Consider the following 13,174-nt stretch of genomic DNA (forward strand, 5'->3'; position numbering starts at 1 on the left):
CCGGTTGCACGCCCGGCGAAAACCGCTCTACACTTCTGCAACCGAATCCGCTACAGAATAGTTTAACGCTAAACTAATTGCGCAGCCCGCGATTCCGCGCGCACCGAGGAGATGCCCATGGCCGCCAGAAAATCCACCAGCAAACCCGCCAGCAAACCCAATGTTTCAGCCGATGAGCTGAAATCCTATTACAAGGACATGCTGCTGATCCGGCGGTTCGAGGAAAAGGCGGGCCAGCTTTACGGCATGGGCCTGATCGGCGGCTTCTGCCACCTCTATATCGGGCAGGAAGCCGTGGTTGTCGGCCTTGAGGCCACCACCAAGGAAGGCGACAGCCGCATCACCACCTACCGCGACCACGGCCATATGCTGGCTTGCGGCATGGACCCCAACGGCGTGATGGCCGAATTGACAGGCCGCGAGGACGGGTATTCCAGGGGCAAGGGCGGTTCCATGCACATGTTCTCGAAAGAAAAGCGCTTTTACGGCGGTCATGGCATCGTGGGGGCCAATGTGCCCTTGGGCGCGGGCATTGCATTTGCCGACAAGTACAAGGGCAACGATCACGTCACCTTCACCTATTTCGGGGACGGCGCCGCCAACCAGGGCCAGGTCTATGAGGCTTTCAACATGGCCGCCCTGTGGAAACTGCCCTGTATCTTCGTGATCGAGAACAACCAATACGCCATGGGCACCTCGCAGCAACGCTCGACCTCCTCGGCCGAGATCTGGGAACGCGGCAAGGCCTTTGGCATCCCCGGCGAAGCGGTCGACGGCATGGATGTGCTGGCGGTCAAGGAAGCGGGCGAAAAGGCGGTCGCGCACTGCCGCGCGGGCAAAGGCCCCTATATCCTTGAGATCAAGACCTACCGCTATCGCGGGCATTCGATGTCGGACCCCGCCAAATACCGCACCCGCGAAGAGGTGCAGAAGATGCGTGACGAACGCGACCCGATCGAGGCCGTGCGCAACCTGCTGCTGACCGGCAAACACGCCAGTGAAGAGGATCTGAAAGCCATCGACAAGGACATCAAGAAAGTCGTGAACGACAGTGCCGAATTCGCCAAGGAAAGCCCCGAGCCCGCGCTTGAAGAGCTGTGGACGGATATCTACGCAACCGAAGTCCCGCAGGAGGCATAAGACAATGGCAACCGAAATTCTCATGCCCGCCCTGAGCCCCACAATGGAAGAAGGCACGCTGGCCAAATGGCTGGTCAAGGAGGGTGACACCGTCTCCTCCGGCGACATCATGGCCGAGATCGAAACCGACAAGGCGACGATGGAATTCGAAGCGGTGGACGAAGGCACCATCGGCAAGATCCTGATCGCCGAAGGCACCGAAGGCGTCAAGGTCAACACCGCCATCGCCATCCTGCTGGAGGAAGGCGAAAGCGCGGATGACATCGACACCTCCGCCAAACCGGCAGAATCGGAAGAACCGGCAGCCAAATCCTCCCCCGCCGAAAAGGAAGACAAACCCGAAGCTGCCCCGGCAGAGGGCAAATCACACCCTGAACCCAAGGTCGACACAGCCCCCGACTGGCCCGAGGGCACCACGCTGAAGAAACAGACGGTCCGCGAGGCCCTGCGCGACGGCATGGCCGAGGAAATGCGCCGCGACGAAAACGTCTTCCTGATGGGCGAGGAAGTCGCCGAATATCAGGGCGCCTACAAGATCAGCCAGGGCCTGCTGGATGAATTCGGCGCCAAGCGCGTGATCGACACGCCCATCACCGAACACGGCTTTGCCGGGATCGGTGTCGGCGCCTCCTGGGGCGGTCTGCGCCCGATTGTCGAGTTCATGACCTGGAACTTCGCCATGCAGGCCATCGACCAGATCATCAACTCCGCCGCCAAGACGCTCTATATGTCCGGCGGTCAGATGGGATCGCCCATGGTGTTCCGTGGCCCCAACGGTGCCGCCGCCCGCGTCGGCGCGCAGCACAGCCAGGACTACGCCGCCTGGTACATGCAGATCCCCGGCCTCAAGGTCGCGATGCCCTATTCGGCCTCGGACTACAAAGGCCTGATGAAAACCGCCATCCGCGACCCGAACCCGGTGATCTTCCTGGAAAACGAAATCCTCTATGGCCGCAGTTTCGACGTGCCGGAGATCGAGGATTACACGGTTCCCTTCGGCAAGGCCCGGATCTGGCGCGAGGGCGATGACGTGACCATCGTCAGCTTTGGCATCGGGATGAGCTATGCCTTGCAAGCTGCTGACAGGCTTGCAGAAGAAGGCATCATGGCCGAGGTCATCGACCTGCGCACCCTGCGCCCGATGGACACCGACAGCATCATCAAATCGGTGATGAAGACGAACCGCTGCGTCACCGTGGAAGAAGGCTGGCCGCAAGGCTCGGTCGGCAACTACATCTCAAGCGTCATCATGCAAGAGGCCTTCGATTATCTCGATGCCCCGGTGATCAACTGCACCGGCAAGGATGTCCCGATGCCCTATGCCGCAAACCTTGAAAAACACGCGCTGGTGACCACCGACGAGGTTGTCGAAGCCGTGAAAAAAGTCACCTACAAGTAAGGAGCGGACAGATGCCAACAGAAATCCTCATGCCCGCCCTCTCCCCCACCATGGAAGAAGGCACGCTGGCCAAATGGCTGGTCAAGGAGGGCGACAGCGTCGCCTCCGGCGACGTGATGTGCGAGATCGAGACCGACAAGGCCACGATGGAATTCGAGGCCGTGGACGAAGGGGTGATCGGCAAGATCCTGATCGCCGAAGGCACCGAAGGCGTCAAGGTGAACGCCGTGATCGCCGTGCTGCTGGAAGAGGGCGAAAGCGCCGATGACATCGGTGACACTCCCGCCCCGGACAAGGCCGACGCACCGAAAGAGGACGCACCTAAGCCAAAGCCGGAAGCCAAGGCACCCGACGCCGCCAAACCGGAAGCAGCCGCAGCACCACCCGCCCCCAAGGGCGGTGACGGCAAGCGCATCTTTGCCTCGCCGCTGGCCCGCCGCATCGCGGCGGACAAGGGGCTGGACCTCTCCGGCGTCTCCGGTTCCGGCCCGCATGGCCGCATCGTCAAGGCCGATGTCGAAGGGCTCTCTGCCTCCGACACGCCCAAGGCCGCCGCTTCCAAACCTGCGACAGCTTCGGCAGCGCCCAAGGCCGCAGCCCCCGCAGGCCCCTCCGCCGATGCCATCGCCAAGATGTACGAAGGCCGCGACTACGAGGAAGTCAAACTCGACGGCATGCGCCGCACAATCGCCGCGCGCCTGACCGAGGCCAAGCAGACAGTGCCGCATTTCTACCTGCGCCGCGACATCCAGCTCGATGCGCTGATGGCCTTCCGCGCCCAGCTCAACAAACAGCTCGAAACGCGCGGCGTGAAACTCAGCGTCAATGACTTCATCATCAAGGCCTGCGCCCTGGCGTTGCAAGAGGTCCCGGAGGCAAATGCCGTCTGGGCAGGCGACAAGGTGTTCAAGCTCAAACCCTCCGACGTCGCGGTCGCTGTCGCCATCGAGGGCGGGTTGTTCACCCCGGTCCTGAAAGACGCGGAAATGAAATCGCTCTCCGCCCTCTCGGCCGAGATGAAAGACCTCGCCACCCGCGCCCGCGACCGCAAGCTGGCCCCGCATGAATACCAGGGCGGCAGCTTTGCCATCTCCAACCTCGGCATGTTCGGCATCGACAATTTCGACGCGGTCATCAACCCGCCCCATGGCGCGATCCTCGCCGTGGGTGCAGGGGTGAAAAAGCCGGTGGTGGATGCCGAAGGCCAGGTCAGCGTGGCCACGGTCATGTCGGTGACCCTCTCGGTCGATCACCGCGTCATCGACGGTGCCCTGGGCGCACAGCTTCTGAACGCGATCAAGGACAATCTCGAAGCGCCGATGACAATGCTGGCCTGATTTCTTTTTGGCAGCGATATATCCTCGGGGAGTGTGAGGGGCAGACAGCCCCTCACCCGCCGCGTCACAGACGCGGCAAACATCATGCAAAAGCCGGGGCATCGCCCCGGCTTTTTCCGTTCTGTAAAATGTCGCCTGGCTGTCAGACGCTCTTGGACCCGAACATGTGATCCATCAGCACCGAGGGCTGATCACAGCCCGCCTCGCCCACGATCTTGGCCGGAATGCCCGCCACTGTCTTGCAGGGCGGCACTTCTTCCAGCACCACGGAGCCCGCCGCGATTCGGCTGCAATGGCCCACCTTGATGTTGCCCAGCACCTTCGCCCCGGCCCCGATCAGCACGCCATCACCGATCTTGGGATGCCGGTCCTCTTCTTCCTTGCCGGTGCCGCCCAGGGTGACCGAATGCAGCATCGACACATTGTCGCCCACCACGGCGGTCTCACCGATGACAATCGAATGGGCATGGTCGATCATGATGCCCTTGCCGATCCGGGCCGCCGGGTGAATATCCACCCCGAAGATCTCGCTCACCCGCATCTGCACGAAATAGGCCAGGTCGCGCTTGCCCTTCATCCACAGGTGATGCCCCACACGGTAAGCCTGAACCGCCTGATAGCCCTTGAAGTACAGGATCGGCTGCACCAGCCGGTGACAGGCCGGGTCGCGTTCATAGATCGCCACCAGATCGGCGCGCGCCGCTTCCACCAGACCGGGATCCTCGGCAAAGGCCTCGTCCACGATCTCGCGCACAACCACCATCGACATTTCATTCGACGCCAGCTTTGCCGCAATCCGGTAAGACAGCGCCTTTTCGATGGATTTGTGATGCAGGATACAGGCATGCACAAACCCGCCGATCAGCGGCTCATCCTTCACCGCCTGCTGCGCCTCGTGCTGGATCTGCTCCCAGACCGGGTCAACGCTGGAGATATTTCTGCGGGGTTCGGCCATAACATCACGTCCTTTGCTGGGCTCAGACTACCTCATGCCGCATCAGAAAACCAATGGCAAACCCGTGATGCAACTAAATTCCCATGTGTGCATGTAAGCCCCGCTTGCAAGAGCGCCCGGCGCATTTTTCCAGAACCGCCGTGACAACCATCTGAAAACACGCGCAATACTCCGGGTCGTCAAACCTGCCCACCGGCGCAAGCCGCCGCGCCCGCGCCGCCCCCAGTAAGGTGCCATTGCCCCAAAGCGGATGCACCCGCCCCAATCGCCGGGTGTGCCGGTCAGCCCAATCCGCCTCGCGCAGCAACCGCGCGCACAGCGCCGCACGGCGCGGTGCCGGTGCCGCCCGCAAGGCCCGCGCCGCCTCTCTGATGTCGCTCAGCAACACCGCCCGCATCAGCCAGCCACCAGCCGCGTCTGAACCAGCCCCGGCCCATAGACCGCCGATATCTGCGCCACCGACACCTCGAACGGCAGTGTCAGACCATCGGTATCCTGATCTGCCGGGGAATAGGTCCACCCCGGTGCATCCACCTGTTGCTCGCGCAATATATTGCCGCCCGCCGTGATGCGGATCAGATAGCGCTCGCTCTCTTCGCCCAGCGGCACCTCCGGCACCTCCCAGGCATCGCCGTCCAGCCGCGTCCGCCTGATCCAGCTCAGGTCAAAACTCGAATCCGCGCGTTTGACGATGCTCAGATGGCAGGGGCTCAGCGGGCGCAACCCGTTGCCCTGAAAGGCCTGCACCAGATGGCGATAGGACGGATCATCATAGCCACGCCGCGCGGGCCCGATGCGGAAATGCTGCGCCACCCGGCGCAGGTTCGGGCTGAAATCAATCTGCTGCGGCCTGCCGTCCAGCAGCACAAAGCGTGACCCGGCAGGCCAGACCTGGGGCATAAGCGCATCGCTCCCCGCCTGCCCCCGCAACCGCCCCGACAGCCAATAGATCCCCGGCGCCACCAGCGTGGCGGTCTGGAACTGGAACACCTCCCAATTCTCCGCCGTCCCGTCCCCGATCGCTGCTAGATTCGCCCCGCTCAGCAGCGCCGCGCTCACCCCGGCCATCAGATCCGCACCTCGATCACCGGCACATCCGGCACCTGACCGGCCTGAAAACTGGCCACCGAGGTCAGGATGCGATCGGTGTCGAACCGGACGGGCACGTCAAATTCATAACCGGCGCTGATCTCGATCTCCGGATCGGGCGGATGGGCAAAGCGGATCAGCCCCGTGGTCACATCCACCTCGTAATCCAGCCCCTCGCGCACCTCGTCCTGCTCCAGGCCGACGCGCACCGTGCCCGCGACCGGCTTGAGGATCGGGCGATGATAGCTCTGCGCGCCGGAACGATAGGTCTTCACCAGCGGGAAATCGGCTTTCACCCCGTCGCCGTAACCGATGGTCTGGTCGTCAAAGGCAGGCTCCAGCGAGGCCCGGCACGACTTGTAATCCGCCCAATCCTTCCAGCGAAACGCATGCAACTGCCCTATCCGCGCCTCGAAGAATCCGATCAACAGTTGCAGATCGTCAATCGACCGCATCCCCAGACCCGCATCATAGATCCTGCGCGAATGCGCCCAGGGGGTGTTGCGCTCCTCGAACCCGTTGGCCAGCGTCACCACATTCGTGCGCCGCTGCGGCCCGCCCATTGCGCCAAAGCTCAGGCTGGCGGGAAATCGTACCTCGTGAAAAGCCATGATGCTGCTCCGTCCTATCTGTTGCGGTTGCCGGCACTCAGGGCGCGGCTCATCTGTGCGGCGATCTGCGACTGGCTGCGCTGGAACCCCTGCACATCCGGCGTGGTGATGTTCATCACCACCGTGGTGCCACCCCCGGCACCGCGCACGCCCAGCTTGCCGTCACTGCCCCGCGCCAGCGGCATGATCGCCTCCGGCCCTGCCTCGCCCATCACACCCACGCCACCACGCATCGGGAACGTAGTGGCCGAACTGACCACACCGCCACTGGCAAAGGGCATCACCCGCCCCTGGCTGAACGCGGCCCCATCGGCAAAGGGCAGAATGCCCTGCACGATGCTGCCCACCCCCTGCGAGATCAGCCCCCCGAAGTGATCCGTCACCGGACGCATCGCCGCATTATAGGTCGTGCGCATCAGCGACTGGGCCACCGTGGTCAGCGCATCCGACAGCTTCATCCCGTCGAACACCACACCGTCAAAGGCCTTGCGCAGCCCCTTGCTCAGGCCCCGCTCCAGTGTGGCCACGTCCTTGCCGGTCGCTGCCAGCGACACACGCATGCGCCCCAACTCGCCGTCAAAGGCGGCCACCAGCCCACTGGTCGCGCTCAGCGTGTTGTTCAGCCCCTGCGCGTTGTCCTCAAGGTCGTCCATGTCTTCAAACTCAGCCATCGCCGGTTTCCTTCCTCTGATCTGGATAGGCCGCCATCAGCGCCGCCAACCCGTCGCTCAGCATCGGCGCCTGCGCGCCCGCGCTACCCAGCATGATCTGCAATTCCACCGGGGTCAGGGCCCAGAACACCTCCGGGCTCAGCCGCAGCCCGTGCAGCCCCGCCCGCATCAGCGCGCCCCAGTCCAGAGATTGCCCACTGCTCACTCCGGCACCACAAAGGCCCGCGCCAGCAGTTCCGCCGCCGCCCGCGCCGCCGCCATCGGCCCACCGCCGATCTCGGCCTGCGCCAGCGCGGCATCGGTGATCCGCGCGCCGCCGCCCCGCAGCCCCGCACCCAGCAGGGCCAGCACGTCGCGGCTGGCAAAGCTGTTGCTCTCGAACCGCTCCACCAGCGCCACCAGCTTGTCTGTTTCTGTTTTCATGAAGATTGTTCTCCGCCTTTGCACATTGCGGTATCAGCCCCTGAATCTCCTTCAGGGTCTGCATCACCGCCTTTCCGTCGATGTCCTCTATGGACTGCGCTTGTGTTGTCAGGTCCTCGATCCGCCGCCGCAGATCCCGGACCGCATTTTGCAGGGCCTCAAAAACCTCTGCGCTATATGCTACGTCTTGCTCCTGGGTCTTGATCGTCATTCAGAGTCAAACCTTTCGCTACAGCGCTCCGCCTTTGCCCTGGATCGTCTCTTATCTCCTAACGCTTTGAAATTATTGATTTCAGGCAGCGTTAGGCGATCCAGGTTCAACGCGAAGCGCCCTAAGGGGCCCTGACCGAACAGACATGAAAAAGGCGGCACTCGGGTCACCCCGAGGCCGCCTGCCATCTGTCCTAGCATGCCTAAATCTATACGTCAGACCGTGCGCAAAGTCAAGTTTTTAAGCGTTAACAAGACCTTACCCGACCGCCCGCAGCCTCAGTTACCCCCGGTAGATGCATTGCCCGCAGCCCCGGCACCGCGTTCGGCCTCGATCTGCCGCCAGCGCGCGACATTCTCGTTATGCTCCTCCAGCGTGGTGGCAAAAGCGTGCCCGCCGGTCCCGTCCGCGACAAAGAACACGTAATCGCTCTGATCCGGTTGCGCCGCCGCCATCAGGCTGGCACGGCCCGGATTGGCAATCGGCGTGGGCGGCAAGCCGTTGATCACATAGGTGTTCCACGGCGTCTCCGCGCGCAGTTCCGACCGCCGCAGGCCCCGGCCCAGCACACCCTGCCCCTTGGTGATCCCGTAGATCACCGTCGGGTCGGTCTGCAACCGCATGTTCTGGTTCAGCCGGTTCACAAACACCGAGGCCACCTGCCCCCGTTCCTCCGGCACACCGGTCTCCTTCTCGACGATGGAGGCCAAGATCAGCAGATCTTCGGGGCTGCCGATGGGCAGATCGGGGTCACGCGCTTCCCAGGCTGCGGCGACCAGCACCTCCTGTGCAGCCTCCATCTGTGCCAGGATTTCCCCCCGGTCATCGCCGGGACGCACCTCATAACTGTCGGGGGCCAGCGCGCCCTCGGGCGGCACATCCGCAATCTCGCCGTCCAGCAAGTCGATGCCCTTCAGCGCCTCGACCACCTGCCAGCTTGTCACCCCCTCGGCCATGGCAACCCGGAATCTGGTGTCGGCCTTTTCCTTGAGCGTGGTGAAAACCTCCGGCACATCGCCTTCGCCGGGCGTGAACTCGGCGCGCTCGACAAAACGGTTGGTGGCGGGGTCCAGTTCACGCACCTGCACCGACACCCGGTTCACGCCAACCCGGTAGACCACTTCCGTGCCGCAGGTGCTGGCCCCGCCCTTGGTCACGACATCGACAATCTGCGACATCGAGGTGCCCGGCTGCACCAGAAAACTGCCCGCCTTCAACTGGCCGGTCTTTTCCTCATAATCCGCCCCGATGCGAAAGATCGCGGCAGAGGAAATCGCACCCTGATCGACCAGATTCTGGCTGACCCGGCGCATGTTGGACCCGCGCTCGACCTGCACGCAGATCGCCTGATCCAGCGGCCCTTCAGCCTGGTATTGCGATTTGCCCCACAGGATGACGCCGCCCAGCAGGAACAGCCCCACAATCAGGAATGTCACTGCGTTGGACGCAATATGTCGCCACATGAATCAGACCTTTCCGAACAGGACAGAGGCATTTGTCCCGCCGAACCCGAAGGAATTGCTCAAGGCGACCTTGATCTCGCGCTCAACCTTCTTGTTGGGTGCAAGGTCAATCGCCGTCTCGACCGCCGGGTTGTCCAGGTTGATCGTCGGCGGCGCCACCTGATCGCGGATCGCAAGGATCGAGAATATCGCCTCGATCGCGCCCGCAGCACCCAGCAGGTGCCCGGTGGCGGATTTGGTCGATGACATCGTCACTTTGCCCGCCGCATCACCCAGCATCCGCTCGACCGCGCCCAATTCGATGGTATCGGCCATGGTCGAAGTGCCATGCGCGTTGATATAGTCGATATCCCCCGGCTCCAGCCCGGCACCGCGCAGCGCGCTGCGCATCGACCGTTCGGCGCCGTCGCCATCCTCCGCCGGTGCGGTGATGTGATAGGCGTCGCCCGACAACCCGTATCCCAGAATCTCGGCATAGATCTTGGCACCGCGCGCCTTGGCGTGTTCGTATTCCTCCAGCACCACGATACCGGCACCCTCACCCATCACGAACCCGTCGCGGTCCTTGTCATAGGGGCGGCTCGCCTTGGTGGGGTCATCGCCCCGCTTTGTGCTCAGTGCCTTGCAGGCGTTGAACCCGGCAATCCCGATCTCGCAGATCGCCGCCTCGGCCCCGCCTGCGATCATCACATCCGCATCGCCATGCTGGATCAGCCGCGAGGCGTCGCCAATGGCATGCGCCCCGGTGGAGCAGGCCGTCACAACCGAATGGTTCGGCCCCCGGAACCCGTAGCGAATGCTCACCTGACCGGAAATCAGGTTGATCAGCGCGCCCGGCACAAAGAACGGACTCACGCGGCGCGGGCCCTTTTCCTTCATCATGACCGCAGTATTGGCGATGGAATTCAGCCCGCCAATGCCGGAACCGATCAGCACACCCGTCCGCTCAAGGCTCTCGCGGTCTTCGGGCATCCAGCCGGAATCCTCCACCGCCTGCTGCGCCGCCGCCATGCCGAACAGGATAAAGGTATCAACCTTGCGCTGTTCCTTGGGCTCCATGTACTTGCCCGCGTCAAAGGTCCCGTCCGACCCATCGCCAAGGGGCACCTCGCAGGCATATTGCGTGATCACATTGCTCGCATCGAAACAGGTAATCGGACCCGCCCCTGATTGTCCCGCCAGAAGCCGCGACCAGCTTGCCTCGACCCCATCGGCCATAGGCGTCACCAGCCCCAGTCCCGTCACCACCACTCTGCGCATCAAATGCCCCCTCATGTCTTTTACAGGGCTATACCTTGGCCAAGGCCCCGTGTTCAAGAGCCGAGGCACCGCTCGGCAGGATCAGGTACGCCGGGAAGCAGGCGCTTCAGCGCAGAAAAAGCACCAGCAGGACAAGGCCATAGCTCATTTCAACGACAAAGCACCCCAGCGTGTTCAGCGATTTCAGCGGCGCGCCGTGCTGCAGGCGTCGGATCAGATGCCAGATGCCCTGCGCAAAGATCGTCGCGACAATCAGCACCGCCGAGGTGACGAGCCCAAAGACAACCCCGCAGATCAGAACCGAGGACATCAGGGTTTCCGGCCCCAGCGGCGGGCGGCGGCCATGAGTTTCGGCCAGATAGGTCAGGTTGACGTAGATCGAAAAGGCGGCAGCAGTCAGCCAGATATGCGGCCCGGCCAGCGGCAGTTGCGGCACCATGACCAAAGTCAGGTAAAGCGCGCAGGCCGATACAAGCAGATGCTGTTTGTGCCGCAGAAATTCCGAGAAAGAGAGCATGAGCGAAAGGACCTTGATTGCCTATACGTGAAAAACTGCCAGCATGGGGGCCGTGCAACAAGTCAGGCAAACCTTACCCTTGCGCGGTTTCCCGTGGCTGAACAATCCTTCATACCGGGGGCCCTTTGCGGGTCAGCAGAACCACCGGATCGCCATCCATCTCGGTCTCGCGCAGCGCGGTATAGCCAAGTATCTCGGCAATCCGCAGCGACCCTTCATTGTCCGGGGTGATCATGCAAACCGTCCGGCCCACCACCACCCGGTCGAACCAATCATGTGCCGCCTGCGCCGCCTCAAGCCCCAGCCCGCGCCCCTGCGCACCGGGTTCCAACACCCAGCCCGCCTCTGGAAACGGATCAAAATCATCGCCCAATCCCCTGGAACCAAAGAAGAAACCCGTTTGTCCGGACATTTCGGGCTGGCGATGTATCTGGATCGCCCATTGCCCGAAACCCGCGATCTGCCAATGCCCCGCATTGCGCAGGAACGCATCCCAGGACCGTGTCTTGGGCCAGGGCTTGCCGGAAATATGGGTGACGACCGCCGGGGTCGCCCAGATCTCCGCAAAACGCGGAAAATCCTCGCGCCGCATGGCACGCAGGGTCAACCGGTGGGTATTGATCGTCGGAACATTGCGGGACATGCGGTGAATAACTTTCACTCTTGAGAACTGCCTGAACGCACATTGGCAAATGCCCGTGCTGCTTCGCAACCCCCGCTGCACCGCAGAAACGAAAAACGGCGTCAATCCGCAGAGGATGACGCCGTTCAATGGTTTTCAGCCGCGGCCATGCCGCTGGCGCATGGACTCAGGAAGCTTCCTTGATGAACTTCACCGCGTCGCCGAAGGTCTGGATGTTCTCGGCTGCGTCATCGGGAATCTCGATGCCGAACTCTTCTTCGAACGCCATCACCAGCTCGACGGTGTCGAGGCTGTCGGCACCCAGATCGTCGATGAACGACGCATTCTCGGTGACTTTGTCCTCTTCAACACCAAGGTGTTCCACAACGATCTTTTTTACGCGGTCTGCGACGTCGCTCATAATAAGTCCTCATGTCTTCCGAAGGTCGGTATGACCCCCATTTAAACTAGCCTCGTGCTGATGTTCAGCGGTTGGCGGATGCCCCGTTTCCGAAGCGGCTCTGACCCTTGTTCGCACAAGGCCCATAGGGCACGCAAGCACCCCCTTTTACGATTCTGCGCCCCCTTTAGCACATGACGCATGACACGCAAATGTTATTACGGCGTCCGGTCTTTACCCAAAGACAGATCACATCGCCAATGTCCCGAGAGCGCCTGGCGCGGCGGGGTATTGGCAATTCAGGGTCAAGGCCGGACGCCATAGGCGCAGGGTCACAACATGGCCATGCCGCCGTTGACGTGCAAGGTGGTGCCGGTCAGATAAGCGGCTTCTTCGCTGCTGAGATAGACAACCGCGCCCGCGATTTCCGCCGCTGTACCCATCCGGCCCGCAGGGATTTGCCCCATGATTCCAGACTTCTGGTCGTCGGTCAGCTTGTCGGTCATGGCCGTGGTAATGAACCCAGGCGCCACCGCATTCACGGTGATGCCACGGCTCGCGACCTCATAGGCCAGGGATTTTGACATGCCCACCATGCCCGCCTTGGACGCAGCGTAATTTGCCTGACCGGGGTTGCCGGTGGCCCCCACCACGCTTGAGATATTCACGATCCGGCCCCAGCGCGATTTCATCATGCCGCGAATGACGCCTTTGCACAGCTTGAAGGTGGCCGTCAGGTTCACATCCAGCACCGACTGCCATTCGTCGTCCGACATCCGCATGAACAGGTTGTCACGGGTGATGCCCGCGTTGTTCACCAGAATATCGACCGATCCCATCGCCTCAGCCGCCTGTTTCGGCAGGGCATCCACCGCCGCCATGTCGCTCAGGTTGCAGGGCAGCACATGGGCGCGTTCGCCCAGTTCCGCCTGCAGCGCCTCCAGCGGCTCGGTCCGGGTGCCGGACAGGCCAACGGTCGCCCCCTGCGCATGCAACTGCCGCGCGATCTCGGTGCCGATGCCCCCGGACGCACCTGTGATCAGCGCATTTTTTCCTGTCAGATCAAACATATATCT

15 protein-coding genes and 1 pseudogene are annotated in these 13,174 nt (G+C 62.6%); 3 read left to right on the top strand and 13 right to left on the bottom strand.

Features of this window, described 5'->3' with window-relative positions; all coding sequences use genetic code 11:
- The first annotated feature begins 117 nt into the window (after nt 1–117).
- The 3 genes from pdhA to A8B82_RS04395 are packed head-to-tail and all read left to right on the top strand — an operon-like array spanning nt 118 to nt 3,876.
- The gene (gene pdhA, locus A8B82_RS04385) at nt 118–1,140 is read left to right on the top strand and encodes a pyruvate dehydrogenase (acetyl-transferring) E1 component subunit alpha (RefSeq protein WP_067288752.1); all 1,023 of its coding nucleotides are present in this window, start codon (nt 118–120) and stop codon (nt 1,138–1,140) included.
- Nucleotides 1,141–1,144: 4 nt separating this feature from the next.
- Nucleotides 1,145–2,539 carry a pyruvate dehydrogenase complex E1 component subunit beta gene (locus A8B82_RS04390; RefSeq protein ID WP_067288756.1) on the top strand — a complete coding sequence of 465 codons (1,395 nt, stop codon included), beginning with the start codon at nt 1,145–1,147 and terminating at the stop codon, nt 2,537–2,539.
- 11 nt (nt 2,540–2,550) lie between these two features.
- A complete protein-coding gene (locus A8B82_RS04395; protein WP_067288759.1) occupies nt 2,551–3,876 on the top strand; it encodes a pyruvate dehydrogenase complex dihydrolipoamide acetyltransferase in 1,326 nt (441 codons plus the stop codon).
- 142 nt (nt 3,877–4,018) lie between these two features.
- Here the strand turns inward: A8B82_RS04395 and cysE are convergent, their stop codons facing one another.
- The 13 genes and pseudogenes from cysE to fabG all read right to left on the bottom strand — a co-directional run bounded on the left by cysE (nt 4,019) and on the right by fabG (nt 13,168).
- Nucleotides 4,019–4,831 carry a serine O-acetyltransferase gene (gene cysE, locus A8B82_RS04400; protein WP_067288762.1) on the bottom strand — a complete coding sequence of 271 codons (813 nt, stop codon included), beginning with the start codon at nt 4,829–4,831 and terminating at the stop codon, nt 4,019–4,021.
- Nucleotides 4,832–4,904: 73 nt separating this feature from the next.
- Complete coding sequence (locus A8B82_RS04405) at nt 4,905–5,228, bottom strand: DUF7742 family protein (RefSeq protein ID WP_067288765.1); 324 nt, start codon at nt 5,226–5,228, stop codon at nt 4,905–4,907.
- Nucleotides 5,228–5,884: pseudogene (locus A8B82_RS04410) on the bottom strand (GTA baseplate fiber-binding domain-containing protein); the annotation flags it as partial. The gene A8B82_RS04405 and the pseudogene A8B82_RS04410, both read right to left, overlap by 1 nt.
- 14 nt (nt 5,885–5,898) lie before the next feature.
- Nucleotides 5,899–6,531 carry a DUF2460 domain-containing protein gene (locus tag A8B82_RS04415; protein ID WP_067288770.1) on the bottom strand — a complete coding sequence of 211 codons (633 nt, stop codon included), beginning with the start codon at nt 6,529–6,531 and terminating at the stop codon, nt 5,899–5,901.
- A 14-nt stretch (nt 6,532–6,545) separates the two neighbouring features.
- Nucleotides 6,546–7,202: a phage tail tape measure protein gene (locus tag A8B82_RS04420; protein WP_067288773.1), complete on the bottom strand. Its 657-nt coding sequence runs from the start codon at nt 7,200–7,202 to the stop codon at nt 6,546–6,548.
- Entirely contained in the window at nt 7,195–7,407 is a 213-nt protein-coding gene (locus A8B82_RS23445; RefSeq protein WP_268873791.1) for a rcc01693 family protein, read from the bottom strand. Before A8B82_RS23445 ends, A8B82_RS04420 begins: the two co-directional genes overlap by 8 nt.
- On the bottom strand, nt 7,404–7,625 hold the full coding sequence (locus A8B82_RS04425) for a GTA-gp10 family protein (protein WP_067288784.1): 222 nt from the start codon (nt 7,623–7,625) through the stop codon (nt 7,404–7,406). The genes A8B82_RS23445 and A8B82_RS04425 overlap by 4 nt, the downstream gene beginning before the upstream one ends.
- 489 nt (nt 7,626–8,114) lie before the next feature.
- Nucleotides 8,115–9,299 carry an endolytic transglycosylase MltG gene (mltG, locus tag A8B82_RS04430; RefSeq protein WP_067288786.1) on the bottom strand — a complete coding sequence of 395 codons (1,185 nt, stop codon included), beginning with the start codon at nt 9,297–9,299 and terminating at the stop codon, nt 8,115–8,117.
- A gap of 3 nt (nt 9,300–9,302) precedes the next feature.
- Complete coding sequence (fabF, locus tag A8B82_RS04435) at nt 9,303–10,559, bottom strand: beta-ketoacyl-ACP synthase II (RefSeq protein ID WP_067288788.1); 1,257 nt, start codon at nt 10,557–10,559, stop codon at nt 9,303–9,305.
- 106 nt (nt 10,560–10,665) lie between these two features.
- Nucleotides 10,666–11,076, bottom strand: a complete 411-nt coding sequence (locus A8B82_RS04440; protein ID WP_067288791.1) for a hypothetical protein — start codon at nt 11,074–11,076, stop codon at nt 10,666–10,668.
- Between the two features lie 109 nt (nt 11,077–11,185).
- Nucleotides 11,186–11,719: a GNAT family N-acetyltransferase gene (locus tag A8B82_RS04445; protein ID WP_067288794.1), complete on the bottom strand. Its 534-nt coding sequence runs from the start codon at nt 11,717–11,719 to the stop codon at nt 11,186–11,188.
- Between the two features lie 166 nt (nt 11,720–11,885).
- On the bottom strand, nt 11,886–12,119 hold the full coding sequence (locus A8B82_RS04450; protein WP_025048350.1) for an acyl carrier protein: 234 nt from the start codon (nt 12,117–12,119) through the stop codon (nt 11,886–11,888).
- 311 nt (nt 12,120–12,430) lie between these two features.
- A complete protein-coding gene (fabG, locus tag A8B82_RS04455) occupies nt 12,431–13,168 on the bottom strand; it encodes a 3-oxoacyl-[acyl-carrier-protein] reductase (protein WP_067288797.1) in 738 nt (245 codons plus the stop codon).
- Nucleotides 13,169–13,174 lie beyond the last annotated feature (6 nt).

Source organism: Sulfitobacter sp. EhC04 (assembly GCF_001650875.1).
Lineage (GTDB): Bacteria > Pseudomonadota > Alphaproteobacteria > Rhodobacterales > Rhodobacteraceae > Sulfitobacter.

What these genes read in the sequence shown, in the direction of transcription:
- pdhA (WP_067288752.1), top strand. Translation starts at nt 118, where the DNA reads ATGGCCGCCAGAAAATCCACCAGCAAACCCGCCAGCAAACCCAATGTT.
- A8B82_RS04390 (WP_067288756.1), top strand. Translation starts at nt 1,145, where the DNA reads ATGGCAACCGAAATTCTCATGCCCGCCCTGAGCCCCACAATGGAAGAA.
- A8B82_RS04395 (WP_067288759.1), top strand. Translation starts at nt 2,551, where the DNA reads ATGCCAACAGAAATCCTCATGCCCGCCCTCTCCCCCACCATGGAAGAA.
- cysE (WP_067288762.1), bottom strand. Translation starts at nt 4,831, where the DNA reads ATGGCCGAACCCCGCAGAAATATCTCCAGCGTTGACCCGGTCTGGGAG.
- A8B82_RS04405 (WP_067288765.1), bottom strand. Translation starts at nt 5,228, where the DNA reads ATGCGGGCGGTGTTGCTGAGCGACATCAGAGAGGCGGCGCGGGCCTTG.
- A8B82_RS04415 (WP_067288770.1), bottom strand. Translation starts at nt 6,531, where the DNA reads ATGGCTTTTCACGAGGTACGATTTCCCGCCAGCCTGAGCTTTGGCGCA.
- A8B82_RS04420 (WP_067288773.1), bottom strand. Translation starts at nt 7,202, where the DNA reads ATGGCTGAGTTTGAAGACATGGACGACCTTGAGGACAACGCGCAGGGG.
- A8B82_RS04425 (WP_067288784.1), bottom strand. Translation starts at nt 7,625, where the DNA reads ATGAAAACAGAAACAGACAAGCTGGTGGCGCTGGTGGAGCGGTTCGAG.
- mltG (WP_067288786.1), bottom strand. Translation starts at nt 9,299, where the DNA reads ATGTGGCGACATATTGCGTCCAACGCAGTGACATTCCTGATTGTGGGG.
- fabF (WP_067288788.1), bottom strand. Translation starts at nt 10,559, where the DNA reads ATGCGCAGAGTGGTGGTGACGGGACTGGGGCTGGTGACGCCTATGGCC.
- A8B82_RS04440 (WP_067288791.1), bottom strand. Translation starts at nt 11,076, where the DNA reads ATGCTCTCTTTCTCGGAATTTCTGCGGCACAAACAGCATCTGCTTGTA.
- A8B82_RS04445 (WP_067288794.1), bottom strand. Translation starts at nt 11,719, where the DNA reads ATGTCCCGCAATGTTCCGACGATCAATACCCACCGGTTGACCCTGCGT.
- A8B82_RS04450 (WP_025048350.1), bottom strand. Translation starts at nt 12,119, where the DNA reads ATGAGCGACGTCGCAGACCGCGTAAAAAAGATCGTTGTGGAACACCTT.
- fabG (WP_067288797.1), bottom strand. Translation starts at nt 13,168, where the DNA reads ATGTTTGATCTGACAGGAAAAAATGCGCTGATCACAGGTGCGTCCGGG.